Source organism: Ruegeria sp. (assembly GCF_965221235.1).
Taxonomy (GTDB): Bacteria; Pseudomonadota; Alphaproteobacteria; order Rhodobacterales; family Rhodobacteraceae; genus Ruegeria.
This window is the reverse complement of the sequence record NZ_CBDCRS010000005.1, coordinates 217,122-243,164: the sequence shown is the minus strand read 5'-3', so window position 1 is coordinate 243,164 and position 26,043 is coordinate 217,122. Positions and strand designations below refer to the sequence as shown.

The window sequence follows — 26,043 nt, the reverse complement described above, 5'->3', positions numbered from 1 at the left end:
TGCTATGCAGGGTTGTATCGGAGGAAGACATGGTGGCATCGACAGTGGCTCAGAAACGTCCGCGAAAGCAAGTAGAGCGCCGCGAAGAGTCCGAGCGCAAGCTGTTCGACGCGTTGATCAACATCATCATTGATGAGGGGATCGCGGCGGCGACATGTGAAAACATCGCGACGCAGGCGGGGTATAGTCGAGGACTGACAACAACGCGGCTGGGTCGGCGGGACGAAATGTTCGCGAAGCTGATTCAGCGCTTGAAAGATGCGCAGCTGGATAAACTCAAAAGCGCTATCAATGATAACATGAGCCGAGAACAGGCTCTGCGGACATATGTCGATGTTCATTTCGACGACCTGCAAAATGACCCGGGTTATAATGCCTACTTCGTTCTGGTGGCGGGGAGTCTGACCGATACGCCTTTGTTGAAAGATTCGGTGATCGAGGCGCACGAATTTGTTCGCGACATCATCGCACGGTTCATCCAAGAGGGAATCGACAGCGGTGAATTCAGCCCTGAGATCGAGCCGATTCCTGCTGCGATCATGATTGGCAGCTATCTTCTGGGTGCTGCCGTTCAGCATCGTCTCCACCAAACGATACCGATTAGCAGCCTTAAATCAGGTGCTTACCAACTGCTGCCGAGGCCCGCCAAGGGCTCGTAAAAGCGACTGCCGCAACGTTGGGGTGAAATTCCGTATTGGCAGCTTGAGTTTTATTTGCTAAACAGCCATCAACTAACATAGCGAGCCGCACCACCGCTTGGTGCCGTCCGCGTTCGATGTTTGGATCATATGCTTGAAGGGAGGAAAGCATGTCGAATCTCGAGGCCCAGAACTCTGGAATGGCGTTGTCCATGAATCTGGACATGCTTGCCGCGCATTTGGATAATAGTGTTACCGGCTTCAATCTTCTGACCGAGACAACGGATCGCGCGCAAACTGCCCAAGAATTCGTGCTGCGCAGCCGAAAGCTGGCGGGTGGCCTTCAGGGTTTGGGCCTGGAGCAGGGTGCGCGGGTTGCGATCCTCAGCCTGAACTCGCTGGAATATGTTGAGGGTATGCTTGGCACGATGCTGGCCGGAATGGTCACTGTTCCGCTGAACATCCGCTGGTCTCCGGCCGAGTTGATTTATGCCATGGATCATTCGGGCATCGAAGCGATCGTGTTCGATGATGTCTTTGCGCCCGCCGTCGCGGCCATCAAGGATCAGGCGAAGACGCTGAAGATTTCGATCTATGCCGGTCAGAAAGAAGCGCCCGAGGGGTCGATCGCCTATGAAAGCCTGCTGGGTGATCCCGTCGACCTGCAACTGGATCGTGACCCCGAGACCGACTGCCTGATCTCTTACACCGGCGGCACAACTGGCTTTCCGAAAGGGGTGGTGCACACCCATCGCTCGCTCTTGGCATCGTCGCTGATTCAAGCGTCGAACAACTTCCCGATTGCGACACGGACTTACATCAATGTGATGCCATTGTTCCACATCGCGGGCTTCGGGTTGTTGTTTTCCCGGCTTCTGCAAAACCAGCCGATGGTTTTGATGCCTGCCTTCCGCCCGGATCTGATCGGGGCGCTGATCAAGAAATACAACATCGGGTCCATCGGCATGGCGCCGGTGATGATCCAGATGTATCTGAACGATCCGGCCTTTGACGCGGACGACTTCTCGGGGTTGGAGCAACAGATCTACGGTGCGTCCCCGATCTCGAAGGGTTTGCTGGATCAGTTCCTTGAGACCCTGCCGCATGTTCAGATGACGCAAGCTTACGGTATGACCGAAGCGGGCATCGGCATCTTTCTGGGCCATCAGTTCCATACCGGTCCGCTGGCCAATCCCGCGGCGGCTGGTCAGTCCGGCTCGCCCATGCTGCGCATCGCGATTGAGGACGACAACGGCACCGCGCTGCCGGCCGGAGAGGTCGGGGAAATCGTCCTCTATAGCCCGGGCATCATGAGCCGCTATTACAACGACCCCGAGCAAACCGCCGAAGTGCGCCGCAACGGCGGCTATCGCACCGGTGACGTGGGCGTTCTGGACGAAAATGGCGTTCTATCACTGAAAGATCGGGCCAAGGACATGATCATTTCGGGTGGCGAAAACGTCTATTCGGCCGAGGTTGAAAGCGCGCTGTCGACCCACCCCGAGATCGCTCAGGTTGCCGTGATCGGTATCCCGGATGAGCAGTTTGGCGAGGCCGTTCACGCGGTGATCGTACCGGCCGAAGGGAAAGAACCCACATTTGACGATGTGCGCGCCTATGCGCATGACAAAATCGCCGGATACAAATGCCCGCGCTCGATTTCCTTGATCGACGCGCTGCCCCTGTCCGCGATGAACAAAGTGCTCAAGAACGAGCTGCGCGCGCCCTTCTGGGAAGGGCATGACCGGGGCATTTCCTAAATATTCCCACCGGCGGCCCGCGCTGCCGGTTCTCAATCCAAATCCAACATACAGGACTTCCGATGACCGAAGCCGCATTCGTATATGACGCGATCCGGACACCGCGCTCCAAGGGCAAAGCCGATGGTGCGCTGAACGAAGTGAAACCGATCAACCTTGTAACCACTCTGCTGGATGAAATGCAGGGCCGTCACGATCTGGACACCGCCCGCGTCGATGACGTGGTGCTGGGCTGTGTGGGTCCGGTGGCCGAACAGGGCGCGGTGCTGCCCAAGATCGCGCTGCAAAAGGCGGGCTGGGACGAAAAGGTTGCCGGTGCGCAGCTGAACCGGTTCTGTGCCTCGGGCCTGGACACGTTCAATGCGGCGGCTGCCCGCGTCGCGTCGGGTTGGGAAGATCTGATCTGCGCCGGTGGCTATGAAAGCATGAGCCGCGTTCCAATGGGATCGGATGGCGGCCCGTTCATGGAAGACCCGGAAACCGTTCAGCAAACCGGGTTCGTGCCGCAGGGCATCGGGGCCGACCTGATCGCAACCGTCGAAGGCTGGAGCCGCGACGACGTGGACGCCTTTGCCGTTGAAAGCCAGCGCCGCGCGGCCCATGCCCGCGACAATGGCTGGTTCGACAAATCGGTGGTGCCGGTCAAGGACGACAACGGCCTGACCATTCTGGAGCGCGACGACTTCATCAAGCCCAACACTGATATGCAGACTCTGGGCGGGCTCAAGGCGAGCTTCGTCAAGCCGGGTCAGTTCGGCTTTGATGCGGTGGCCCTGTCGCGCTACCCCGAGATTGAACGGATCAACCATGTCCACACCCCCGGCAACAGCTCGGGCATCGTGGACGGTGCTTCGCTGGTCATGGTTGGCAATGAAAAGATCGGAAAAGAGCTGGGCCTGACCCCGCGTGCCCGTGTGATCTCGGTGGCGCTGACCGCGTCGGAGCCGACCATCATGCTGACCGGCCCCGGACCGGCGTCGAAGAAAGCGTTGGAAAAGGCGGGTCTGACCATCGACGACATTGATCTGGTGGAGATTAACGAAGCTTTCGCCTCGGTCGCGATGCGTTTGCAGCGCGATCTGGATGTGCCGGACGAGAAATTGAACGTCGTGGGTGGTGCGATTGCGATGGGTCACCCGCTGGGCGCGACCGGTGGCATGCTGGTGGGCACCATGATTGACGAGCTGGAACGCCGCAATCTGAAACGTGCGCTGATCACCATGTGTGTCGCGGGCGGCATGGGCATCGCCAGCATCATCGAACGCGTGTGAGGGATAAGAAAATGGCTGAATATATCTACGACAAGGATGCCGACGGCATCGTAACCGTTACCTTTGACGCGCAGGGCCAGTCGGCCAACACCATGAATGCCGCGTGGAAGGCCGCCATGACCGAGATCATGGATCGCCTTGAGGCCGAAGAGGGGCTGACCGGGGTGGTGTTTGCCTCGGCCAAGAAGACCTTTTTTGCCGGCGGTGATCTGGGCGAGATCCTGAACGCCACCGCCACCTCGGCCGAGCTGTTTGCGGATGTTGAGCGCACCAAGGCACCGTTCCGCCGCCTGGACAAACTGCCGGTTCCGGCGGTTGCGGCCATCAACGGCGCGGCGTTGGGCGGCGGGTACGAGCTGTGCCTGGCCTGCAACCATCGCGTTGTGCTGAACACGCCCAAGGCGGTTGTCGGTCTGCCCGAAGCCACGCTGGGCCTGCTGCCCGGCGCCGGTGGCGTGGTGCGTCTGGTGGCCACGATTGGTCTGGAAAAGGCGCTGCCGCTGTTGGTTGAAGGCAAGCAGCTGAAACCGGCGGCCGCGCTGAAATCCGGTCTGGTGGATGCGCTGGTCGAAGAGGCCGACGCCCTGATCCCAACTGCGAAAGCCTGGATCAAGGCCAACCCCGAAGCGGCGACCCAGCCCTGGGACGTGCGTGGCTTCACATATCCCGGCGGTCAGGCGACCGATCCGAACATCCGTCAGGTGGCGCAGATGGCCCCGACGATGCTGTATGCCAAGACGCGCGGTCTGCTGCCTGCTCCGGCCAAGATCATGGACATCGCCATCAACTCGATGCGGATGGGCTTTGACAGCGCGTTGCGGGTTGAGACCCGCGGGATTGTCGAGTTGATGCAGACGCCGGAATGCAAGGCTGCGATCAGCACCTTCTTCTTCGGCATGCAGGGCATCAAATCCGGCAAGGTCCGCCCCGAAGACGAGCAGTGGAAGGCCAGCAGCTCGGCCGTTCTGGGCGCGGGCATGATGGGTGCGGGCATTGCCTATGCCCATGGTGCGCGGGGCCTGAAAACCGCGCTGAAGGATCTGTCGCTGGAGAATGCCGAGAAAGGCAAAGGCTATTCGGTGAAACTGACCGAGAAGGCCAAATCGCGCGGCCGCATGGACGACGCCAAGGCGCAGGCGCTGCTGGAGTGCATCACCCCCACCGATGATGACGACACCTATGCCGGCACCGACCTGATCGTCGAGGCGGTGTTCGAAGACATCGCCCTGAAGGAAAAGGTCATCCCGGCCACCTTCGCGAAACTGGCCGATGACGGCATCTATGGCTCGAACACCTCGACCCTGCCGATCAGCCTGCTGGCCGAAAGCTGCCCCGATCCCAGCCGGTTCATCGGCCTGCACTTCTTCTCGCCCGTCGACAAGATGAAGATCGTCGAGATCATCATGGGGGAACAGACCAGCCAGGAAACCCTGCGCAAGGCCTATGATTACGTCCAGCAGATCGGCTATCTGCCGATCGTCGTGAATGACAGCCGCGGCTTCTTTACCTCGCGCGTGTTCGGCACTTTCATGGATGAAGGTCAGGCCCTGTTGCAGGACGGCCTGAGCGCCGTTGCCGTGGAACGCGCTGCGTGGAAAGTCGGCATGCCAGTCGGCCCGCTGGCCGTGCATGACGAAGTGTCGATGGTTCTGTCGCGCAAGGTCTATGAGACGCACAAAGCGCTGGATGAACGTCTGGGCGTCGAAAATGGTTACCCGGTCGATATGACTGCAACCCGCGCGGTTGGCGACAAGATGATCGAGCTGAAGCGCGCGGGCCGCAACTGGGACAAGGCAGGCTTCTACACCTACCACGAAGACGGCTCCAAGTCGCTGTGGGACGGGCTGAGCCAGTTCAAGGAGCGTGACCTGAACGTGTCCATGCAGGATGCCGAAGACCGTATCCTTTACCGTCAGGCCATCGAGACCCTGCGCTGTCTGGACGAAGGGGTGCTGAACACCGAGGTCGAGGGCAATATCGGCTCGATCTTCGCCATCGGCTTCCCGGCCCATACCGGCGGTGCGTTGCAGTTCATCCGCGGCGTTGGCTTTGAGGCCTTCAAGGCCCGCGCCGATGAGCTGGCCGAGAAATACGGCGACCGCTTCCGCATCACTGACGCGCAACTGGACAAGATGCGCGGCGCAATCCAGGTGGCGGCAGAATGATCCGCCGTCGCCTCTTCGAAGAGGAACACACCCTCTTTCGGGATTCGGTTCAAAAGTGGGTGCAGGCCGAGCTTGCACCCCGGACCGAAGAGTTCCGCGCGCAGGGGTTCGTGTCCAAGGATGTCTGGAAATCCGCGGGCGAGCAGGGCTTTTTGTGCATGTGGGCCGAAGAAGACCATGGCGGGCTGGGGATCGACGATTTCCGCTTTGATCAGGTTCTGATCGAGGAAATGGCGGGGATCGAGCCCGGCTTTTTCCTGCCGCTGCACAACCGCATCGTCGGCCCCTATCTGAAGATGCTGGCCAATGACGAACAAAAGGCGCGGTTCCTGCCCAAGGTCACCTCGGGCGAGACCATCCTGTCGATTGCCATGACCGAACCGGGGACGGGCTCGGATCTGGCGGGGATGAAGGCGCGGGCGGTCGACAAGGGCGACCACTGGGTTCTGAACGGATCAAAAACCTATATCTCGAACGGGATCATCTCGGACCTGTGCATCGTGGCGGCCAAGACCGACCCCGAAAACCCCTATGCCGTCGGCCTGTTTCTGGTCGAAGAGGGCATGGAAGGGTTCAAGCGCGGCCGCAAGCTGAAGAAAATGGGCCTGCACAGTCAGGACACTGCCGAGCTGTTCTTTGAGGATGTCAAAATCCCGAAAGAGAACGTGCTGGGCAATCCTACGCAAGGCTTCAAGGCACTGATGACGAACCTGGCCGAAGAACGTCTGGTCTCGGCCGGGTGCTTCACCGCGCGCGCCGAACGGGCCTTTGGTCTGACGCTGGACTTCGTGCAGGAACGCAAGGCCTTTGGCCGCCCGATCGGCACCTTCCAAAACTCGCGCTTCAAGCTGGCCGACGCGCGCACCAGGATCGACACCTGCTGGACGCTGGTGGATCACTGCGTGATGGAAGCCGTCGACGGACAGCTGACCGCCGAACTGGCCAGCCAGGCCAAGCTCTATACCTCCGAGGTCGAGGGCTGGGTCGTCGATGAATGTGTCCAGCTGCACGGAGGCGCCGGATACATGGAGGAATATGAGATCTGTCGCCTGTACGCGGATGCCCGCATCGACCGCATCTATGCAGGCACGTCAGAGATCATGAAGGAAATCATCGGTCGCAGCCTCGGTCTTGATGAACGCCGCAAATAACCAAACTGATCTAGGGAGGATCACACCATGAAGCGCATTCTGACAACTGCTGCCGTCCTGGGGCTAAGTGCAATGCCCGCACTGGCCGACATCACCGGCAAGTGGAAAAGTGAAGCCAATGATGAGGGCCTTTATATCATTGTCGACATCCAGCCCTGTGGCGCGGGATTTTGCGGTAGTATGACCGAAACTAACGCCGAGGACGGCGCCCCAGTTGGCACGCAGATCATCAAGGACATGGTTTCTGACGGGGAAAACGAATTCAGCGGCGGCAAAATCTACGCACCGGATACCGAAAGATGGTACAACGGCAATCTTGAGCTGAAAAGCAACGGTCAGCTCAAAGTCGCAGGCTGCGTTCTGGGCGGCATTATTTGCCGGTCGCAGAACTGGACCAAGCAGTAATCGCAAGACCTATTACGTCTCCCACCCGGACTCTCGCCACTCCTTCCCTGAGATCCGGGCTTCGGGCGGAGCGTCTAACGCTCTCGGTTCGCTCCGCCCGTAAGTTTTCCAAGCTTTGTCGATACTAACAAATGCGTGCTGATGCATTGCTATTAGTTGGCTGATTCAGACGATCCGCTGTCGGTGCGCGTTAGCCGCTCAAGACCAGTTTCGCGTCAAACGCGATAGAGAGGGGGCCGTGAAATCGCCCCCTCTTTATTGTGTAAAATCAGCGCGCGGATCAGGTTTCAGCGCCCTGAACCGGCGTCGGAGCATTTGCCATCACGCTTTTGCCCAGTTGCCGTGCAATCCGCACCCATTCGTCTGCGCTGTCAGCGGGCAGAACCTCATGAGCGGCGTCGTGAAAGTGCTCTAGCCACCGTTCCAAAAGGTCGGGCGACAACTCGGCCACCCCGTCATGTGCACGGTTCATTGCGCCTTCGTAGCCGGGCTCGTGCAGCAGGACCTTGGCCCAGAACGCCCGAAGTTTTTTCTCATGCGCGTTCCAGTCTTCGATATAGCGGTTCAGCACGTCCGATAACTCGTGATCCGCCTGCACATAGGCGTAGAAGATGTGAACTTGCCGGGCGATTTCGTTCTGAGTAATCGGAAACCGCGGCGGTTTGCCCGTTGAAGAGACAAGCGGCGCCGCAATCGGGGCAGATTTTTTACGTAAGAAACCAAGCAAGGGTCGCTCCTTATTATTACATCCAAAAAATCGCGCGTTTCCTTAAACCGTATCAGGCCGTTAGATGTTCGTAAGCCGTTCTTTTTACGTATTTTTTCCTTGAGGTCTTCGCTTCCGACGCCCTTGGCGATCAGATGGCAGAATGGGCCCTCCGGATACCAGACTTTGCGGCCGATCACCGTGCGGAAGAAGCTTTGTATCCGGACCACACCCGATAACCGGCCCAAATAAATCCGATTTGAAACAGGATTCGGACAGCAGCGACCCATAGCGGCGCAATAACCGGATCGTCCCGGAACAGATCCCAAACGTGCAGCGGCATATAGCCCAGGCACAAAAGGGCGAACAGCAGGCCTCCGAAAGGACGGGCTTTCGGCAACAATGTGATGACGCCCAACGCGATCTGCATCAACCCGGTCAGAAACACCACCTGAGGTCCCGGAAGCCAACTTGGAACAAATCCGATAAAGAAGTCCGGCTGCAACAGATGCCCGGCCCCTCCGCCAATGAGAATGACCGCGATAAGGTATGCCAAGGCTGTGTTCATGTGGTTAACTTTCTATTGTGCCGGTTGTTGTAAGGGCGCCGTTGGGTCTGCGTCGTGTTGAAGTTCAAACCAGAGCCTGTTCAGACAGACAGGCATAAGTACTTGATCTCCAAGTAATCTTCGATTCCATATTTTGATCCTTCGCGACCGTTGCCGCTTTCTTTCATGCCGCCGAAAGGTGCCACTTCGGTTGAAATGATGCCGGTGTTTGCGCCTACGATGCCGAAATCCAAAGCTTCGGCTGTGCGCCAGACCCGGCTCAGGTTCTGCCCATAGAAATAGGCGGCAAGGCCAAAGGGTGTATCATTGGCCATCTCATACATATCTTCGGGGTCTTGGAACTTAACAATCGCCGCGACAGGGCCGAAAATCTCTTCGTTGAAGATCTGGAAATCGGATGTCACACCCGTCACGACGGTTGGTTCAAAAAAGCTTTGCCCAAGCGCGTGGCGTTTGCCGCCGACCAAGGTTTGACCGCCTCGTGTTGCCGCGTCGGCCAGCAGCTCTTCGACTTTCTCGACCGCTGGCATGTCGATCATCGGACCGATCTGTACGCCGTCAGAGAAGCCGTCGCCTACGGTCAGTTCTTTAACCCGTTTGGTCAGAGCCTCAACAAACGCGTCGTGGATACCGGCCTGTACGAAAAATCGGTTGGCGCAGACACAGGTCTGACCGGCATTGCGGTATTTTGAGGCGATTGCGCCTTCGACGGCTGCGTCAAGATCAGCGTCATCAAAGACGATGAAAGGCGCATTGCCGCCCAGCTCCATCGAGGTGCGCTTGACCGTATCCGCGCATTGCTTGATCAGCTCTTTGCCGACTTCGGTGGAGCCGGTGAAGGACAGTTTGCGGATGATCGGGTTGGACGTCAGCTCTGCACCGATGACGCGGGCAGAGCCGGTGACGCAAGACAAAACCCCTGCCGGAACGCCCGCGCGCTCTGCCAGAATGCACAGCGCCAGCGCAGACAGAGGTGTCTGGCTTGCCGGTTTGATGATCATAGAGCACCCGGCCGCAAGCGCTGGCCCCGCCTTGCGTGTGATCATCGCCGCCGGGAAGTTCCATGGGGTTACACAAGCGGTCACGCCGACGGGCTGCTTCATGACCACGATACGTTTGTCAGGCTGATGTCCGGGAATGGTGTCGCCATAAACACGTTTGGCTTCTTCACCGAACCATTCGATGAAACTTGCGGCATAGTCGATCTCTCCAATGGCCTCGGCCAGTGGTTTACCCTGTTCTGCCGTCAGAATACGCCCCAGATCTTCGCGGTTTTCGCGCAGCAGTTCGAACCACCGCCGCAGAATGGCGGCGCGGTCCTTGCCGGTTCGTGCAGCCCAGTCTTTTTGTGCCGCATCTGCTGCTTTGATCGCGGTTTTGACCTCGTCCGCTGACACTGATGGAACACGTGCCAGCTCTGCCCCGGTCGACGGGTTGGTTACCACAAGCTCTTTGCCGTCGACAGCGGGCAGCCACTGGCCGCCGATCAAAGCCTTGGTACTCAGCAGGGACGGGTCGGAAAGCTTCAGGGTCATTTCAGGTTTTTTCTTTCATCAGGCTTTGGAACGCGGTGCGGCGGGCCTCTTCGATGGGCGAAGGTCGGTGCGTTTTGCGGTTGACATAGACATGGGTAAAGAACCCTTCGGCAGCAGCGCTGTCATCGTCATTGCGGAACAGGGCGACCTCATAACGGACCGAGCTATTGCCCAGTTTCGCCACACGCAGACCCGCGGTCACGCGGTCAGGAAAGCCCATCTCGGCATGGTATTTGCAGCCGGTTTCGACCACCAGACCGTAAGTTTCGCTGCTGCGCGGGTCCAGAAGGCCTCGTTCGACCAGCCAGCCATTCACGGCAGTGTCGAACAATGAATAATGGACCACGTTGTTCATGTGGCCATAGATGTCGTTGTCCATCCAGCGCGTTTGCAGAGGGTAGAAATCCGCATAATCCGCGCGGGTTGTGATTGGTTTTTTCTCACCCATTACCAGGCTGCCTTGTAGATGTTGAATGCGTCTTGTTCCGAAACCTCGCGCGGGTTGTTCACCAGCAGCCGCTGCTGAAGCATCGAGTCCGAGGCCATTTTGCCGATGGCGTCTTCGGGGATGTTCACATCGCGCAAGCGGGTTTGCATGCCCAGTTTCGAGGACAGATCGGCCAGCGCGTCGATGAACGCGGCGCATCGGGCCTGAGAACCCTCGACCTGCGCCAGATGCGGGAAGGCGTCCGCTGCGATCTCAGAGTAGAGACCATGTGCATCAGGTGCGTTGAAGCGGAGCACATGCGGCAGGACCAACGCGTTCGACAGCCCGTGCGGAATGTGGAACGTGCCGCCGATCGGGTAGGCCAGCGCGTGAACAGCGGCAACCGGTGAGTTCGCAAACGCCTGTCCGGCCAGCATCGAGCCCAGCAGCATCGCGCCGCGCGCGTCCTTGTCCTGACCATTGAAGACGGCGGTTTCGATATTGGCCCCCAGCAGACGCAGAGCCTCGCGCGCCAACATCTTGGACAGCGGGTTGTTGTTGGCAGATTTTGAGGCATAGGCCTCAATTGCATGCACCATCGCATCAACGCCGGTGGCTGCGGTGATATGAGCAGGCAGGCCCACGGTCAGGTCAGCGTCCAGTATGGCGATGTCAGGCAGGATTACGGGCGAGGACACACCGCGTTTTTCCTCAGCCCCGACGGTGATGATCGAGACCGGCGTGACCTCGGACCCTGTTCCGGCCGTGGTCGGCACCAGCACGAGGGGCAGGCGCGGGCCTTTGGCCATGGCGACGCCCCAAGCTTCGTCCAGATCTTCTCCCGACCCCAGCAGCAGCGCCACCAGTTTGGCCACGTCCAATGAAGAACCACCGCCGAAGCCCAGAACCCCTGTCGCGCCTGCGTCACGCCCGAATTCGACCGCTGTCATAAGGGTTTCGCGTGAGGGGTCGGCCTCGACGCTGTCAAAGATCGCGACAGTATGGCCGGCTGCCTCCAACGAAGCGATGGCGGGATCAGCCAGACCCAGCTGGCGCAGGCCCGGGTCCGTAATCAGCAGGACGGTGTTGCCCAGCGTTTTACCTGCGACCTCGGCCAGACGCGCGGCAGCGCCGGTCTCGAAAACCAGCGATTTGGTGGTGTTGAAGGTAAAGGGAGTCATGTCCTTGTCCTTGGGTTGTGGGTCACGCTTTGGCTTCGAACAGATCGTTCAGTTTGAACCGCGTTGTCATACAAAGGTAATTTTGCGGTTGGCCGCCCCATCCGCAAGCCTCTCTGGCGCGGCCTTGTTCTGCCGCGCCACAGGGTCCGGGTTCAGAGCGATCAGATCGGTGCGCAGCATGAGATCTTCGTTCCCATGCTGCGCGCCGCGATGACGTCAGACCATCGAGAACCCGCCGTTGACCGAGATCACCTGACCGGTAATCCACGACGCCTCGTCAGACGACAGGAAGGCCACCATCGGTGCGATGTCGTTCGGATTGCCGATGCGGCGCACCGGGTAGGCTTTGACGATCTTTTCCATGTGCTTTTCCAGGAACGCAGCGTCCGAATGCGCGGTCTGCACCAGACCGAGCGAAACGGTGTTCACGCAGACGTTGAACCTTCCCAGTTCACGCGCCAACGATTTGCCCAGAGCGATGGTGCCACCGCGCGCGGCAGCCGCCAGCGCCAGATTGGCTTCGCCGATGCGAGAGCTGTCACCCACCAACGAAATGATACGGCCACCGTTCTGCTTTTCCATGTACGGAGCAACCGCGTGGCAGCAATGGATCGCGCCATAGAGGCAGGTGTCGATCTGCGCTTTCCACTGCTCGGGCGTGGTGTCGACAAACTTCTTGTAGACGACGTAACCGGCATTGTTCACCAGAATGTCCACGCGGCCAAAATCGGCAACGATCTGATCGACCATCGCGGTGACCTGATCATAGTGGCCGATATCGGCCTGATAGGCCTTGGCCTGACCGCCAGCCGCTTCGATGGATTTCACAACCGCTTCGGCCTCGTCCTTTGACTTGCGGTAGTTCACAGCGACGATTGCGCCCTCGGCGGCCAGTGTTTCAGCGATCTGACCGCCGGTATCGCGACCACCACCGGTGACCAACGCCACTTTACCTTTCAGGTTGAGGTCCATGTCTTACTCCTGTTCGTTCTGTTCGGATGCCGCCGCGATCAGCGCATGCAGCTTGTTTGGTGTGATGGGCAGCGAATTGATCCCGATGCCCAGATGAGAAACAGCGTCGGCCACCGCGTTAGCGATGGCGGCAGGGGCACCGATGGTGCCGCCTTCGCCCATGCCGCGGAAACCTCCGGGGTTGTTCGGTAGTTCTGTTTCGATGTGCAGCACATCCATCTCGGGCATTTCTGCCGAGGTGGGCACGAGATAGTCCGCCAAGGTCGCAGTGATAGGCTGGCCGGTTTCGTCGAACTTCAACTCTTCCAACAGTGCCGCACCGACGCCTTGCGCCACGCCACCATGGACCTGACCATCAACAACCAGAGGATTGATCAGCCTGCCGCAATCCTCAGCCACGACGACTGAGCGCAGCTTAATCGCTAGCGTCTCCGGATCGATCTCGACCACAGCCACATGGGTCGAGGATGTGGTGGTGCCGAGGAAAGGATCAAAGGTCTCTTGCGCCTCAAGCGCTTCGCGTTTCTCCATCGGCAGGGTGGTCATGTCGGCATAAACGACGCGGGCCAGTTCCTTGAAGTCGATTGAGTGGTTGGTGTCGCGCACAAAGATGCGCCCGTCGCCGGTTTCCACCTGATCGGCGTCAACATCGAACAGCGTTGCTGCCACGCGCTTGACCTTGGTCAGCAGCGCCTGTGTGGTCTTGATCGCGGCCCCTCCGCCCAAAACTGCCGAGCGGCTGGCATAGGTGCCAGTGCCATGTGGCGTTTCCTTGGTGTCCCCATGGATCACGCGCACGTCCTGCGGCTTGACGCCCAGCTCTTCGGCCACGATCTGGGCCAGTGTCGTCTCAAGGCTTTGACCATGCGACGCGATGCCGAATTTAGCGGTGATTGCGCCGGTGGCGTCAATACGCACAGACGCAGTTTCTGCGCCGGTGTTCATCGGCATACCCGGCGCCACAGCAATGCGAGATCCAATGCCACTGAGTTCAGCGTAAGAGGCAAACCCGACGCCGATCCACTTGTCGCTTTGCTGTTTTTCCGTCTGCAAAGCGGTCAGGTCGATGGCGTTTTCTGCTGCGGCCAGACATTCCTGAAAACCCGAGCGATCCCAGATCAGGCCCGAGCCGATGCGATGCGGGAAATCCTGTGCCTCGGCGAGGTTGCGGCGACGAATTTCAACCGGGGATATGCCCAGCTCTGCTGCCGCCAGATCGACGAGCCGTTCCATGGCAAACACCGCCATCGGACGCCCAACACCACGATAGGGTCCGGTGGGCGGTTTCGGAGTGCACACCCCGCGCACACGTCCGCGATAGGCCGGTGTTTTGTAGGGGCCGGGCAGGAAGCTGGCGACCTGAACCGGTTCCAGGGCTGCGGTCCACGGATAGATCGAATAGGCTCCGATATCACCGATAATCTCGGCGTTGAGCGCCAGGAAATGACCCTCGGCATCGAAGGCCAGCGTGGCCTCGACCTCTTCACCGAAAGCTTGCGAACTAGAGGTCAGTTCCTCCAACCGGTCGGCCACGTATTTCACCGGGCGTTCCAGCTGGCGGGCCAGATCGGCGACAATGACCTCTTCGGGATAGAGAGAGCCTTTGCCCCCAAACGACCCACCGACATCCGGCGCGATCACGCGGATCTGGTTGCCGTTCAGGTTCAACAGACGCCCCAACTCATCCCGAATAATGCCGGGGATGTTGGTCGAGTCATACAGCGTCAGTTCATCCTTGCCCGCGTCGTAGTCGGCCAGATAGGCGCGTGGCTCGGTCGACATCGAGGTCTTGCGGGTTAGGTTGAAGCGGCCCGAAACCTTGTGGGGCGCGTTGGCGATCTCGGCTGGTGCGTCGCCGGTCGCAAAGGTGCGTTCCAGAATGACGTTCGAGGTCAGCGTGTCATGCAGCTTCGGCGCGCCCTCGGCGACTGCGTCACGTGCGGTGACGGCGACGTCAAGCGGATCATAGTCAATCTCGACCAGCGCGGCAGCGTCCTCGGCCACGTAACGGCTGGAGGCGACGATGGCCACAACAGGCTCACCCACGAAGCGTACCACGTCCTTAGCCAGAACCGAACAGGCGGTGGCATGGTAGTTCTTCATTTTCGAGGGCGCTTTGATTTCGGGGATATGGTCAAAATCATCGGCAGTATATATGCCGATCACACCGGGCAGGGCGCGGGCCTCATCCGCATCAATGCCCTTGATCCGGGCATAGGCCTGATCCGAGCGGATAAAGGCCAGATGCGCCATGCGCGGCAGCTGGATATCCGCTGTGTAGCGGCCGCGACCTGTCAGAAGACGCGGGTCCTCCAGCCGCTGCACCGGTTTGCCCACATATTTGGGACGCGTATAGGCGGTGGCGTCAGTCATAGGCATCCGCGCCTTTTTTCAGGGCGTTATATTGCTCGTCATCGTGACAACAGATGAGCGTGCCGCCTTCAGCCTCAAGCTTGCGGACCTTTTCATACGAGGCCAACACCGCATCCGCATCCCATGCGTTTTTTGGAACTTCGTCATTGTCCAGGTTGCGGCGCAGGTTTACGGCGTCCGAGACCAGCAGCACCGTGCCAGTGTTTTCCAGCTGCACCTTCAGACCCATCAGGCCGGGGGTGTGGCCGGGTAGGTCGATGGTGATGATCGAGCCGTCGCCCATCAGGTCATGACCTTCGGTCACCGTCTCCATCGGCATCGGATGATCCCAGTCTTCGGGCATCAGACCCAGCGCTGCACCTTCTTCGCTGCGCGCAGCGGCCAATTCCTTTTCATGCACAACAACGCGGGCATTGGTGAAGAACTCGTTGCAGCCCGCGTGGTCGGGGTGGAAATGGGAATTCACCACGATGTCTATGTCTTCCGGCGCTAGGCCAACGGCCTTGAGGCTGTCGATCACGTTATTCTCGGGCGTTCCGATCACCTGCATCGCGCGCGCCAGCGGACCCCAGCGACCTTCGGCATCGGTGATGACCTGCGTGTGATAGCCTGTGTCAAACAGGATATTGGCATCCTTGTGACGCAGCAGAACAGCCATGACCGGCAGTTCGATCATCTCGGTCTTGTCGGTGCATTCGGGCACGTAGATCCGCTTTTTCATGGCCAGACGGCCCGCATCGAGAATGTGCATCTTCATAGGTTGGGTACTCCGTCTCGTTCATTGACCAGCGTGCGGACGGCTTTGACGATATGGTCATAGCCGGTGCAGCGGCAGATATTGCCCGACAGCGCGTCGCGGATTTCTTCGTCATTGCGCAGGGGCAGGGTGTCCAGAATGTCGCGCACGGTCATCAGGAATCCGGGCGTGCAGAAGCCGCATTGCAGGGCGTGATGTTCGCGGAACGCCTCTTGAATGCGGTGCATTTTGCGGGTGGTGCCAAGGCCCTCGACCGTTTGCACATCCATGCCTTCCAGTTGCACGGCCAGCATCAGGCAGGACCGGGCGGAAACGCCGTTCAGAGTGATGGTGCATGCGCCGCAGACACCGTGTTCGCAGCCGACATGGGTGCCGGTCAGGCCCAGCTCGTCCCGCAGGAAATCGGCGGCCAGCATCCGGGGTTCGACATAGGCGTCGAACGCTTCGCCATTCACGGTCAGAGAGATTTGTGTCTTGCCGGTCATGCTGTGGCCTCGCTCATAGCGCGGGTCAGGACCCGGCGCGCCAGAACCGGCACAAGGCTCAGCCGGTAAGCGGCCGAGGCGTGCAGGTCATCGTTTGGTTCAAGGTCTTCTATGGCCAGCGGCAACGCGGCCTCGATGGCCTCGGCCGTGGCGGGTTGGCCGGTCAGGGCTTCTTCCAGCGCGGTGGCGCGGACCGAGGTGTCAAAGACGCCGCCCAGCCCCAGTCGCACCTCGGCGAATTGCCCATCTTCGACGCGCACAACCGCTCCGGCTGCGACCACGGCAAAATCGCCTGCGCGCTGCGCGACCTCATCAAAGGCCATGCCGCAGGGCGCGTCGGGCAGGGGCAGGTGGATGCTGGTGACCAGTTCGGTCTCTTCGATGTCAGTGACCAGCGGGGCCAGGAAGAACTCATCCGGTTCTGCCGTGCGGGGACCGTCGCCGCCCAGAATTTCGATCTCACCGTCCAGCAAAGTCACCAGCAGCGGCCATTCCGCTGAAGGGTCCGCGTGGCATAGACTGCCTGCGATAGTGCCTCGGTTGCGGATGGCGACATGGGCCACATGCGCCATTGCTTCACGAATGATCGGCAGGTGGTCGGCCAGCAGCTCACTTTGCGCGGCTTCGGCGTGACGTACCAGAGCGCCGATGCGGATGCCGGTCTCGGTCTTTTCGATCTGGCTGAGTTCAGCGATGCGGTTGATGTCGACCAGACGTTCGGGCTGCACCAGGCGGAAGTTCATCATCGGCACCAGGCTCTGCCCGCCCGCAATGATTTTGGCGTCGTCATGGTCCAACGCCTCAACCGCCTCAGACAGCGTTTCAGGCCGGACATATTCGAATGCGGCGGGCTTCATCTATTCCCCCCGAAACGCCGGTGAGCGCTTTTCGGCAAAGGCGTTGCGACCTTCGGAATAGTCAAAGCTGGCGGCGGCACCGTCGATCAAAGCGTCCGCCTTGTGCGTATCAAATTCCTGAAGCGCAACGCTGTTGAGGATGTATTTCGCGCCGCCCTGCGTCAGCGGAGCCTTCGCGGCCAGCGCACCGGCAAATTCAACCGCTGCGGCCATCGGAGCTTCGGAGACGTGATCCACGAAACCGATCCTATGGGCGTGTTCGGCATTGAAGCGCTGCGCGGAATAGAGGATGCGCTTGGCCTCGGTCAGACCGACCAGAGCGAGCAGTTTGCGCGTGGCCTGCACGCCGTAAACGATGGACAGGTTGGCTGCTGGGATGCCGAACTTGGCCTCGGTATGCGCATAGCGGAAGTCAGCAGACATCGCCAAATGCGCGCCGCCGCCCAGTGTGTAGCCGAAGTTCACGGCAATGACCGGCTTGGCGCAGTGCATGATCGCGGCGCAGCCTTTGTCGACCGCAACCTCGTACTCTTTGGCCTTTTCCAGATTCTCGCGGGTTTTGCCGAACTCGCTGATATCAGCCCCGGCCGAGAAATCCCCGCCCGCGCCAGTCAGGATGACCGACCGCACAGATTTGTCGGCGGACAGCGCGTCAAAGATTTCCGCAAACCCGTTCCACATGTCATAGGTAACAGTATTACGTATTTGCGGGCGATTGATCGTTACGGTGGCGACACCGTTTTCGTTTTTAACCAGAATGTCGGACATGGTGGCGTTCAGGCTTCCTGACTAGAAGGGTTAGGTGACAGACTCGGTGACAACTGTGTTGAAGTCGTCGAAGAATTTCTTGGCCAGCTTCTTGGCGGTGCTGTTCAGCAGACGCGCCCCAAGCTGAGCGATCTTGCCGCCAACGTCGGCCTTGGCGTCGTAGTGCAGGATGGTCTCGTTGGCCGAAACCTCTTCCAACCGCACCGTGGCCGAGCCCTTGGCGAAACCGGCGACGCCGCCTTTGCCTTCGCCGGACAAAACATAGCCTTCGGGCGCGTTGATGTCGCTGAGTGTCACTTCACCCGCGAACTTCGCCTTGATCGGGCCAACCTTCAGCGTGACTTTCGCGGCCATGTCGGTCGGGCTGTCCTGCGTCAGTTCTTCGCAGCCGGGAATGCACTGGCGCAGAACATCAACATCGTTGAGGGCCTTCCAGACGGCCTCGCGCCCGGCGGGGATGGTGATGGCGTCGTTCAGTTCCATGTCGGCTCCTGTTCACGGGTTTGACCGGCGGGCCGATCAGGATCGTCGTTTCTGTGGAAAAGGAAATTTTCGGGCTGTCGACCGAATTCTTAGCGCCTTCTGATAAACCCACGCACTTTCAGTAGAAGACTTGATTCTTCGGCAAGCCGACAATGAAAATAGTTAGAAATGGGCCTACTTGTGCGTTCCTTCTCCAATTAATAACTTGCGTAACTAGACTAAAGAAGGGGCAGCAGTCAAGCCTCAGCTGTAAAATTCCCTTTGCCAGCGAAAGGTCTCAATGTGGGATTTGGGGGCGGGGTTCAAAAAACCCGTTCTGCAAAGGGGTTGGCCGAGCCTGTCGCAAGGCAGCCGAAAGGAAATTCTTGCCCAGCGTGATTTAGCGATAAGTTCAGCTAGGGCCGGAAGAGCGCCGGCATTTCAGAATCGGCTAATCACTCGTCCAGAGTATACCTAAGCCTGTGCGTGGTGGCCGACGCGTCGATAGGTTCCAGACATTCACTGCAAACAACCTGCGCATGGAAGTCCTGCCCGCAGGCTTTGTGGCGCAGCTTCAGCGGCGGGTTGCCATCGCTCAGCCAGCGGTCGCCCCAGGCCATCATCGCCAGCATCGGCTTGTACAGGTCGATGCCCATTTTCGTGAAGCGATATTCGTAACGATCACCGGCGGCGTTGTAGGGCACCTTGCGGAGCACACCCGTTTCAACCAGATGATTCAATCGGTCGGTCAGGATGTTGGTGGCGATCCCCAAATTCTCGCGCATTTCATCGAACCTGCGCACGCCGAACCAGCCTTCGCGCAGGATGAGAAAGCTCCAGCGGTCGCCAATGATCGACAGGCTGCGCGCAACCGAGCATGGGCGCACCCTTTGCAGCAGCTTTGGATCGGAGTTGCGTCGGGTGGATTTGCGCAGTTCGGGCGGGGAATAACCTGCCCCGGGACCGTCGCGATGGGCAACATCCCAGGCGTTTACGGGCGTTTTGCACTCCGAACAGACAGTGATAGGGCGGCATTCCTTGCCGCAGCGTTTGTGGGTCAATTGCAGCGGGGGCAGCTCGTCGCCAGCCAGCCACTTGTCCCCGAACTCCATCAGCGAAAGCATGGTTGGAAACAGGTCCTTGCCACGCGCGGTGAAGAAATACTGCTTGCCGCGCTCATTTGGGCGGGTGCCCGTTGACAGAATGCCGTTTTCAACCAGTTTGCTCAGGCGGTTCGAAAGGGTTTGGCGGGGGATGCCCAGGCGGGTCTGAAATTTATCGAACCGCTTCACGCCAAAGAAGGATTCTCGCAGGATCAGAAAGCTCCAGCTGTCCAAAACGATCTCGACCGTGCGCCGGACCGAGCAATGCCGCTCAAGCACGACAGGGCGTGCAGTTTTTTGTTTTTCGTCTGGGCTGGCGTTCAGTGTCATTTCTGCGTGTTTTTCACAATCCAATCCAGGGCGTCCATCAGGCTGTCGAACTTATCGCCCCCCATCCGGGACCGCAATTGCGCCTGATGGGCATCGAAGTTTTTCTTGAGAGACTTAACGCAGGTTTCCCCCTTTGGTGTCAGAAAGATCATCCGCGACCTGCGGTCGATGGGGTTGGGGCGGCGCTCGGCCAAATCGCGTTGCTCAAGGCTGTCGATGATCGGAACCAACCGCGGCCTTTCCACACCCAATGCACTTGCAATCTCAGACTGCGCAATTCCCGGATTGTCCAGCGCGATACAGAGGACGGAAAACTGAACCAAGGTCAGGTCCGTATCGCCCAGCGATTCGTAGATCTCGCGGTACAACGCCACCAGCCCAAGCTTTATTCGATAGCCCAGCGTGCTTTCCAAATAGGCCATGTTGGCCGGATCATGAGATCGTGCCGCCGAGCGGTAGCGGTTTGAGTTTGCGGCGTCTTTCATGCGATTCCCTTGCGCGTGTGACGGGGTCACTTGTGCGAACCTACCTTATTTCGTTGCGATTCAACAAGCGGGTTGCCAGAAAAAGATAATAACGTTATCTAATATTGCAATTGCACAACTAGACTTGTGCGTGGAGGAGAAAGGGGGCCGGAGTGCGGTTCGCAACTGTTGCACAACCAAACAGTACTTCGCTTGTGTGGCGCGACAGTCGGCAGATCAAAGCCGTCCGCCGTGCGCCCTGTGATCCTTGGGTTTTTCTAACTGATGCCTCTCCGAACACCGGTTCGGTGGGGTGCTTCTTACATCCAGACAGATGAAACGGAACTGATCATGACTGATATCTATATCCTCAGTGCGGCCCGTACCGCTATTGGCTCATTCGGCGGCAGCCTGTCCGGCTTTACGCCGACCGAACTGGGTACTTTCGCAGCAAAGGCGGCAATTGAACGCGCGGGGCTGGAACCTGCGGATGTCGACAACTCGGTCTTTGGTACAGTGATCCCGACCGAAGCGCCCGACCTGTTTCTGGGTCGTACCGTGGTCAAAGAGGCAGGCTGCCCAGATGAGGCGCTGGGTTTGACGGTCAACCGTCTGTGCGGCTCGGGCGCGCAGGCCATTGCGACTGCTGCAACCATGATTCAGAACGGTGAGAGCAAGATCTCCATCGCAGGTGGGGCGGAGGCCATGAGCCGCGCGCCGTTGGCCGTTGAGGGCATGCGGTTCGGCAAGAAAATGGGCAACGGCTATGTCTATGACTGGCTGACCAACACGCTGGCCGACCCGTTTGGTCACGGCGCGATGGGCGACACCGCCGAAAACGTCGCCGAGAAATACCAGATCACCCGTGAGCGTCAGGATGAATACGCCCTGAACTCCCAAAACAAAGCCTGCGCCGCGATTGAGGCGGGCCGGTTTGACGAGCAGATCGTACCGGTCGAGGTCAAAACCCGTAAGGGCACGGTAACTTTCGCGCGCGATGAATACCCCAAGCCTGACACTTCGCTGGAGGTTCTTGCCGGTCTGAAACCCGCCTTCCGCAAAGAAGGCTCGGTGACTGCGGGCAACGCTTCGGGCATCAATGATGGCGGCGCATGTGTTGTGCTGGCCTCGGGCGAGGTTGTCGAAGAGCGTAATCTGGCCCCCATCGGCAAAGTGCTGAGCTGGGGTTTGGCTGGTGTGCCTGCCGAGATCATGGGCATTGGCCCGGTCAAGGCGGTTCCGATTGCGCTGGAGCGTGCGGGCCTGACGCTGGACGACATGGACATCATTGAATCGAACGAAGCTTTTGCGGCGCAGGCGATCTCGGTCGCCGATGGGCTCAGCTTCCCCGAAGACAAACTGAACCCGAATGGAGGCGCGGTTGCTCTAGGTCACCCGCTGGGCGCGACTGGAGCGATCCTGACCACCAAGGCGCTGTACGAACTCAAGCGTACCGGCGGTCGGTATGGCCTGGTCACCATGTGCATCGGCGGCGGTCAGGGCATCGCGCTGGTCATCGAAAACCTTGCGAACGTGGAGGGCTGAGAGATGACAGCACAGGACCCTATTAAAATGGCAAACAGGGCTGAAACTCTGGGCCTCAAGCGCGCGGCCGTGATCGGCGCGGGCTCGATGGGTTCGGGCATTGCGGCGCATCTTGCCAATGCCGGGATCGAGGTTGATCTGCTGGATATCGTGCCCGAAGGCGCAGATGACCGCGACAAGCTGGCCAAGATCGGTGTTGAGCGTCAGTTGAAATCGGGTGGCTTCATGCATCCCGATCTGACCGCGCGCGTTCGCACCGGCAATGTCGAGGATAACTTCGACCGCATCGCTGAGGCGGATTGGATTGTCGAAGCTGTGTTCGAAGATTTGCAGATCAAACGCGATCTCTATGCGCGTGTTGAGACCGCCCGCAAGGATGGGTCAATCGTGTCCTCGAACACCTCGACCATTCCGCTCGCTGATCTGACCGAAGGGCAGGGCGAGCGGTTTGCGCGCGACTTCGTGGTCACGCACTTCTTCAACCCGCCGCGGATCATGAAACTGCTCGAGATCGTCTCGAACGAAAACACCGATCCGGCGGTTGTAGCGCGGATTGATGCGATCAACGACCACCTGCTAGGCAAGTCGAACATCATGTGCTTCGACACGCCGGGTTTCATCGCCAACCGTGTTGGCAACTACTGGATGTCCGTCGCGTCGATGGAGGCATTCCGACTGGGCCTGACTGTCGAGGAGACCGACGCCGTAATGAGCCGCCCGTTCGGCATCCCGCGCACTGGTATCTTTGGCCTGTTCGACTTTGTCGGCGTCCAACTGGTGCCGCTGGTCTGGGGCAGCTTCATGAAGACTCTGCCGGCTGCGGACGATCATCGCAATTTTGACATTACGCAGGACAAGACTTTTGCGGCGATGCTGGACAAGGGCCTGACCGGTCGCTTTGGACCCGGCGGCTTCTATCGCCGCAAGAACGCAGCGGGCGAGCGGGTGAATGAGGTTCTGGACCTGAACACCGTCGAATATCGCGCGGCAGGCACCGCCGATCTGCCCTGTCTGGCCGATTGGAAGGACCTGAAGGCGCTGTGCAGCCATGACGACAAGGGCGCGCAATATGCGTGGTCGGTTCTGTCGAACTTCGTCGCATACTCGGCTGAGATCGCCGGTGAGATTGCCGAAAACATCGGTGATATCGATCTGGCGATGCAGCTTGGCTACAACTGGAAGAAAGGCCCGTTTGCGCTGGCTGATCAGGTTGGGGCGGCATGGATCGTGGAACGGATGGAATCCGAAGGCCGCGCCATTCCCGCCCTGCTGCGTCAGGCGGCGAAAAATGGCGGTTTCTACCCGGCTGAGGGTCAGATGCAGAAAGCCGGTGGCGGTCTGCAGGCCGTGAAACCGGCTGATGGCGTGCTGACGCTGGCTTCGATCAAGAAGGGTTCGGACAAGGTTGCGGGCAATGGCTCGGCCTCGATCTGGGATCTGGGCGACGGCATCGCCTGCCTAGAGGTTCACACCAAGATGAACGCGCTGGACCCGGATGCAACGGCCATGATGGCGCAGGCCATCGACGTGGTGAAGTCGGGCTTCAACGGTCTGGTGATCGGCAACGACAATGCCCGTGCCTTCTCGGCGGGCGCACGTCTGGATGTGTTTGTGGAGTTCGTGGACCGTCAGGATTGGGACGGTCTGGATGGCTTTGTCGCCTCGGGCCAGCAGGCGCTGCACAATCTGAAATACGCCGATTTCCCGGTGGTTGCCGCAGCCGGGGGGCTGGCTTTGGGCGGTGGTGCCGAGTTCTCGATTCACACCGATCATGTTGTGGCCCATTCCGAGCTGTATGCCGGTCTGCCCGAGCGCAATGTGGGCATTCTGCCCGGTTGGGGCGGTGTCACGCAACTGGTGCTGCGCCATCAGCAGCGCAGCGGCGATGCAATGGCGGGAGCCGAGGATGCGTTCAAGGCTGTGATCGGCTGCCAGACATCCGGCTCCGCTTTGCAGGCCCGCGATCTCGGTCTGCTGCGCCAGACCGATACCATCGTGATGAACCGCGACCGATTGCTGTCGGCGGCCAAGGCCAAAGCAATCGAACTAAGCAAGGGCTATACCGCACCGGTTCGGGCCACGATCTCGGCTGGTGGAAGCTCGCTTTATGAGCTGCTTGTGGCCTTTGCCCAAAGCCGCGTGGACAAAGGTGAGTTCTCTGCCACCGATCTGAAAATCTGCCGCGAGATCGCAGCTGTTGTGGCCGGGATGAACCTGCCGCAGGGCGCGGGCTGCGATGAACTGGCCTATATGGCGCTGGAGCGTCGCGCGATGCTGGCCTTGGCGCAGCAAGAGACGACTCAGGCCCGCCTCAAGCACATGCTGGCCACCAACAAACCGCTAAAGAACTGAGGGCTGACATGAGCTGGAACTATACGCCTCCGGTCGAGGACGCGCTTTTCTATCTTGAGCATTGCACCAGCCTCATCGGGGATGAGGCCGAGGGCGGGGTCGATCGTGACCTTGCCCAGGCCATCCTGACCGAGGCCGGGCGCTATGCGTCCGAGATTCTGGTGCCGCTGAATGGCGAACTGGACCAGAATGGTGCGCGCCATGATGGCAGCGGAGTCATCACCGGACCCGGCCACAAAGCCGCGTTCGACAAGTTTATCGAAGACGGTTGGGTTGGCTTGAACCTGCCCGAGAAGTGGGGCGGTCAGGGCTTGCCTTCCGCGCTGTATTCAGCGGCACTGGAGTTCTGGCACACCGGATCGCTGGGCTTTGTCATGGGCAACCTGCTGACCGTGGGCGCCGCGGAAACCATCGAGGCCCATGCCTCGGAGGAATTGCAGCAAACCTACCTGCCGCCACTGGTCTCGGGTCAATGGACCGCGACCATGGCGCTGACCGAGCCTGCCTCGGGGTCCGATCTGGGTGGGGTGAAGACCAAGGCCGTGCCGCTGGGTGATGAGTCTTACGCCGTGTCCGGCACCAAGATATTTATCTCTTACGGCGATCACGATCTGGCCGAGAACATCGTGCATCTGGTGCTGGCGCGCCTGCCGGATGCGCCCGACGGGTCACGCGGCTTGTCGCTGTTTGTGGTGCCGAAGAACGTGCCCGAAAATGGTGGCCTGACTCCGAACAACGTCAAATGCGTTGGCATCGAGGAAAAGGTCGGTCTGCACGCCTCGCCCACCTGCGTCATGCAGTTTGGCGAAGGCGGTGACAGCCGGGGCTGGCTGATCGGTCAGCCTCATAAGGGTCTGATGGCGATGTTCACCATGATGAACAACGCAAGGATGGCGGTGGCAACGCAAGGTGTCGGCGCGTCTGAATGGGCCTTTCAAAAGTCGCTTGAGTTCGCGAAAGAACGCAAGCAGGGCAAAGGCTCTGGACCGTTGGCGCATGAGCCGGGCATCATCGCCCATCCAGACGTGCAGAACATGCTGCTGACCATGCGCGCATTGGCCAGTGCGGGGCGCTGCATAACGCTGGAACTGGGCGATGCCATCGACCAAGCGCGCGCAGGTAATGCCAGTGCGCAGGCGAAAGCCGATCTGCTGACCCCGGTCGCCAAGGCGTTCTGTACCGACAGCGGTATCCAATCCGGCAGCCTTGGCATTCAGATCCATGGCGGCATGGGCGTGGTCGAGGAAACAGGCATCTCTCAGGTCTGGCGTGATGCGCGTGTGACCACGATTTATGAGGGCACCAACGGAATTCAGGCGCTCGATTTCGTCGGGCGCAAGCTGGCAATCATCCCTGATGAAGAGATCATCGGCCTTGTCCGCAGCTTCTCGGATGTCGCGAAGGATCTGAGCCAATCGGATACAGAAGTCGTAGCCCGTGCCGGGCGTCAGCTGACGGATGCGGTTGCCGCGCTCGAACGGTCACAGATCAAGATCGCGGAATACCGTTTGTCCAATCGAGGTCTGGCGAGCCAGTCCATCGCCACTGCGGCTCTGCGTCAATTCTCGCTGGTTGCAGGTTGCGCCTATCTTGGCAAAGTAACGTTGGCTGCAAAAGGGCAAACCGCACCGCATCATCGCCGGTTCCGTACCGATCTGTGTTTCTTTGCAAACACATTGCTGAGCGAGGTGTTTGCCCTGGAGCAGGTCATCGCATGTGGCGAAGGCATCCTTGGCGATCTGCACGAGGAGCTGCTGCTGTAGCCCTG

The 26,043-nt window shown here is 59.6% G+C and carries 23 protein-coding genes; 9 read left to right on the top strand and 14 right to left on the bottom strand.

What is annotated here, in order from left to right; genetic code table 11:
- Nucleotides 1–29 precede the first annotated feature (29 nt).
- The 6 genes from ACOQOY_RS21745 to ACOQOY_RS21720 all read left to right on the top strand — a co-directional run bounded on the left by ACOQOY_RS21745 (nt 30) and on the right by ACOQOY_RS21720 (nt 7,390).
- Nucleotides 30–659 (top strand): TetR/AcrR family transcriptional regulator, encoded by a 630-nt coding sequence (locus tag ACOQOY_RS21745; RefSeq protein ID WP_420587473.1) that lies wholly within the window; start codon nt 30–32, stop codon nt 657–659.
- 149 nt (nt 660–808) lie between these two features.
- A complete protein-coding gene (locus ACOQOY_RS21740) occupies nt 809–2,398 on the top strand; it encodes an AMP-binding protein (protein WP_420587472.1) in 1,590 nt (529 codons plus the stop codon).
- Nucleotides 2,399–2,460: 62 nt separating this feature from the next.
- Complete coding sequence (locus ACOQOY_RS21735; protein ID WP_420587471.1) at nt 2,461–3,669, top strand: acetyl-CoA C-acetyltransferase; 1,209 nt, start codon at nt 2,461–2,463, stop codon at nt 3,667–3,669.
- 11 nt (nt 3,670–3,680) lie between these two features.
- On the top strand, nt 3,681–5,834 hold the full coding sequence (locus ACOQOY_RS21730; protein ID WP_420587470.1) for a 3-hydroxyacyl-CoA dehydrogenase NAD-binding domain-containing protein: 2,154 nt from the start codon (nt 3,681–3,683) through the stop codon (nt 5,832–5,834).
- A complete protein-coding gene (locus tag ACOQOY_RS21725) occupies nt 5,831–6,985 on the top strand; it encodes an acyl-CoA dehydrogenase family protein (protein ID WP_420587469.1) in 1,155 nt (384 codons plus the stop codon). Before ACOQOY_RS21730 ends, ACOQOY_RS21725 begins: the two co-directional genes overlap by 4 nt.
- Nucleotides 6,986–7,012: 27 nt before the next feature.
- Nucleotides 7,013–7,390 carry a DUF2147 domain-containing protein gene (locus ACOQOY_RS21720; protein WP_420587468.1) on the top strand — a complete coding sequence of 126 codons (378 nt, stop codon included), beginning with the start codon at nt 7,013–7,015 and terminating at the stop codon, nt 7,388–7,390.
- 280 nt (nt 7,391–7,670) lie between these two features.
- Here ACOQOY_RS21720 and ACOQOY_RS21715 read toward each other — a convergent pair whose 3' ends face one another.
- From ACOQOY_RS21715 to ACOQOY_RS21650, 14 genes are all read right to left on the bottom strand, one after another.
- Complete coding sequence (locus ACOQOY_RS21715) at nt 7,671–8,117, bottom strand: group III truncated hemoglobin (protein WP_420587467.1); 447 nt, start codon at nt 8,115–8,117, stop codon at nt 7,671–7,673.
- Between the two features lie 175 nt (nt 8,118–8,292).
- On the bottom strand, nt 8,293–8,652 hold the full coding sequence (locus ACOQOY_RS21710; protein ID WP_420587466.1) for a hypothetical protein: 360 nt from the start codon (nt 8,650–8,652) through the stop codon (nt 8,293–8,295).
- 92 nt (nt 8,653–8,744) lie between these two features.
- On the bottom strand, nt 8,745–10,199 hold the full coding sequence (locus ACOQOY_RS21705) for an NAD-dependent succinate-semialdehyde dehydrogenase (RefSeq protein ID WP_420587465.1): 1,455 nt from the start codon (nt 10,197–10,199) through the stop codon (nt 8,745–8,747).
- A gap of 1 nt (nt 10,200) precedes the next feature.
- Nucleotides 10,201–10,647: an acyl-CoA thioesterase gene (locus ACOQOY_RS21700; protein ID WP_420587464.1), complete on the bottom strand. Its 447-nt coding sequence runs from the start codon at nt 10,645–10,647 to the stop codon at nt 10,201–10,203.
- Nucleotides 10,647–11,807, bottom strand: coding sequence for an iron-containing alcohol dehydrogenase (locus ACOQOY_RS21695; protein ID WP_420587463.1), 1,161 nt, complete (start codon nt 11,805–11,807; stop codon nt 10,647–10,649). The genes ACOQOY_RS21700 and ACOQOY_RS21695 overlap by 1 nt, the downstream gene beginning before the upstream one ends.
- Before the next feature lie 216 nt (nt 11,808–12,023).
- Nucleotides 12,024–12,779 (bottom strand): SDR family NAD(P)-dependent oxidoreductase, encoded by a 756-nt coding sequence (locus ACOQOY_RS21690; RefSeq protein WP_420587462.1) that lies wholly within the window; start codon nt 12,777–12,779, stop codon nt 12,024–12,026.
- Between the two features lie 3 nt (nt 12,780–12,782).
- A complete protein-coding gene (locus tag ACOQOY_RS21685; protein WP_420587461.1) occupies nt 12,783–15,152 on the bottom strand; it encodes a xanthine dehydrogenase family protein molybdopterin-binding subunit in 2,370 nt (789 codons plus the stop codon).
- Nucleotides 15,145–15,909 (bottom strand): N-acyl homoserine lactonase family protein, encoded by a 765-nt coding sequence (locus ACOQOY_RS21680; RefSeq protein ID WP_420587460.1) that lies wholly within the window; start codon nt 15,907–15,909, stop codon nt 15,145–15,147. The genes ACOQOY_RS21685 and ACOQOY_RS21680 overlap by 8 nt, the downstream gene beginning before the upstream one ends.
- Nucleotides 15,906–16,394, bottom strand: coding sequence for a (2Fe-2S)-binding protein (locus ACOQOY_RS21675; protein WP_420587459.1), 489 nt, complete (start codon nt 16,392–16,394; stop codon nt 15,906–15,908). Before ACOQOY_RS21675 ends, ACOQOY_RS21680 begins: the two co-directional genes overlap by 4 nt.
- Nucleotides 16,391–17,251 carry an FAD binding domain-containing protein gene (locus ACOQOY_RS21670; RefSeq protein WP_420587458.1) on the bottom strand — a complete coding sequence of 287 codons (861 nt, stop codon included), beginning with the start codon at nt 17,249–17,251 and terminating at the stop codon, nt 16,391–16,393. Before ACOQOY_RS21670 ends, ACOQOY_RS21675 begins: the two co-directional genes overlap by 4 nt.
- Complete coding sequence (locus ACOQOY_RS21665) at nt 17,252–18,019, bottom strand: enoyl-CoA hydratase-related protein (protein ID WP_420587457.1); 768 nt, start codon at nt 18,017–18,019, stop codon at nt 17,252–17,254.
- A gap of 30 nt (nt 18,020–18,049) precedes the next feature.
- Nucleotides 18,050–18,502, bottom strand: coding sequence for a CoxG family protein (locus ACOQOY_RS21660; RefSeq protein WP_420587456.1), 453 nt, complete (start codon nt 18,500–18,502; stop codon nt 18,050–18,052).
- Nucleotides 18,503–18,936: 434 nt separating this feature from the next.
- Entirely contained in the window at nt 18,937–19,914 is a 978-nt protein-coding gene (locus ACOQOY_RS21655; RefSeq protein ID WP_420587455.1) for a winged helix-turn-helix transcriptional regulator, read from the bottom strand.
- Nucleotides 19,911–20,399 (bottom strand): MarR family winged helix-turn-helix transcriptional regulator, encoded by a 489-nt coding sequence (locus tag ACOQOY_RS21650; RefSeq protein ID WP_420587454.1) that lies wholly within the window; start codon nt 20,397–20,399, stop codon nt 19,911–19,913. Before ACOQOY_RS21650 ends, ACOQOY_RS21655 begins: the two co-directional genes overlap by 4 nt.
- A gap of 330 nt (nt 20,400–20,729) precedes the next feature.
- Here ACOQOY_RS21650 and ACOQOY_RS21645 point away from each other — a divergent pair, with 330 nt between their 5' ends.
- From ACOQOY_RS21645 to ACOQOY_RS21635, 3 genes are read left to right on the top strand one after another with little or no spacing between them, the layout of a single operon-like run.
- Nucleotides 20,730–21,923, top strand: a complete 1,194-nt coding sequence (locus ACOQOY_RS21645) for an acetyl-CoA C-acyltransferase (protein WP_420587453.1) — start codon at nt 20,730–20,732, stop codon at nt 21,921–21,923.
- 27 nt (nt 21,924–21,950) lie between these two features.
- Nucleotides 21,951–24,275 (top strand): 3-hydroxyacyl-CoA dehydrogenase NAD-binding domain-containing protein, encoded by a 2,325-nt coding sequence (locus ACOQOY_RS21640; protein ID WP_420587452.1) that lies wholly within the window; start codon nt 21,951–21,953, stop codon nt 24,273–24,275.
- Nucleotides 24,276–24,283: 8 nt separating this feature from the next.
- On the top strand, nt 24,284–26,038 hold the full coding sequence (locus tag ACOQOY_RS21635) for an acyl-CoA dehydrogenase family protein (RefSeq protein WP_420587451.1): 1,755 nt from the start codon (nt 24,284–24,286) through the stop codon (nt 26,036–26,038).
- Nucleotides 26,039–26,043: the final 5 nt, after the last annotated feature.

Bases quoted from the DNA above. Each gene is read 5' to 3' on its own strand.
- ACOQOY_RS21745 (WP_420587473.1), top strand. From the start codon at position 30: ATGGTGGCATCGACAGTGGCTCAGAAACGTCCGCGAAAGCAAGTAGAG.
- ACOQOY_RS21740 (WP_420587472.1), top strand. From the start codon at position 809: ATGTCGAATCTCGAGGCCCAGAACTCTGGAATGGCGTTGTCCATGAAT.
- ACOQOY_RS21735 (WP_420587471.1), top strand. From the start codon at position 2,461: ATGACCGAAGCCGCATTCGTATATGACGCGATCCGGACACCGCGCTCC.
- ACOQOY_RS21730 (WP_420587470.1), top strand. From the start codon at position 3,681: ATGGCTGAATATATCTACGACAAGGATGCCGACGGCATCGTAACCGTT.
- ACOQOY_RS21725 (WP_420587469.1), top strand. From the start codon at position 5,831: ATGATCCGCCGTCGCCTCTTCGAAGAGGAACACACCCTCTTTCGGGAT.
- ACOQOY_RS21720 (WP_420587468.1), top strand. From the start codon at position 7,013: ATGAAGCGCATTCTGACAACTGCTGCCGTCCTGGGGCTAAGTGCAATG.
- ACOQOY_RS21705 (WP_420587465.1), bottom strand. From the start codon at position 10,199: ATGACCCTGAAGCTTTCCGACCCGTCCCTGCTGAGTACCAAGGCTTTG.
- ACOQOY_RS21700 (WP_420587464.1), bottom strand. From the start codon at position 10,647: ATGGGTGAGAAAAAACCAATCACAACCCGCGCGGATTATGCGGATTTC.
- ACOQOY_RS21695 (WP_420587463.1), bottom strand. From the start codon at position 11,807: ATGACTCCCTTTACCTTCAACACCACCAAATCGCTGGTTTTCGAGACC.
- ACOQOY_RS21690 (WP_420587462.1), bottom strand. From the start codon at position 12,779: ATGGACCTCAACCTGAAAGGTAAAGTGGCGTTGGTCACCGGTGGTGGT.
- ACOQOY_RS21685 (WP_420587461.1), bottom strand. From the start codon at position 15,152: ATGACTGACGCCACCGCCTATACGCGTCCCAAATATGTGGGCAAACCG.
- ACOQOY_RS21680 (WP_420587460.1), bottom strand. From the start codon at position 15,909: ATGAAGATGCACATTCTCGATGCGGGCCGTCTGGCCATGAAAAAGCGG.
- ACOQOY_RS21675 (WP_420587459.1), bottom strand. From the start codon at position 16,394: ATGACCGGCAAGACACAAATCTCTCTGACCGTGAATGGCGAAGCGTTC.
- ACOQOY_RS21670 (WP_420587458.1), bottom strand. From the start codon at position 17,251: ATGAAGCCCGCCGCATTCGAATATGTCCGGCCTGAAACGCTGTCTGAG.
- ACOQOY_RS21665 (WP_420587457.1), bottom strand. From the start codon at position 18,019: ATGTCCGACATTCTGGTTAAAAACGAAAACGGTGTCGCCACCGTAACG.
- ACOQOY_RS21660 (WP_420587456.1), bottom strand. From the start codon at position 18,502: ATGGAACTGAACGACGCCATCACCATCCCCGCCGGGCGCGAGGCCGTC.
- ACOQOY_RS21655 (WP_420587455.1), bottom strand. From the start codon at position 19,914: ATGACACTGAACGCCAGCCCAGACGAAAAACAAAAAACTGCACGCCCT.
- ACOQOY_RS21650 (WP_420587454.1), bottom strand. From the start codon at position 20,399: ATGAAAGACGCCGCAAACTCAAACCGCTACCGCTCGGCGGCACGATCT.
- ACOQOY_RS21645 (WP_420587453.1), top strand. From the start codon at position 20,730: ATGACTGATATCTATATCCTCAGTGCGGCCCGTACCGCTATTGGCTCA.
- ACOQOY_RS21640 (WP_420587452.1), top strand. From the start codon at position 21,951: ATGGCAAACAGGGCTGAAACTCTGGGCCTCAAGCGCGCGGCCGTGATC.
- ACOQOY_RS21635 (WP_420587451.1), top strand. From the start codon at position 24,284: ATGAGCTGGAACTATACGCCTCCGGTCGAGGACGCGCTTTTCTATCTT.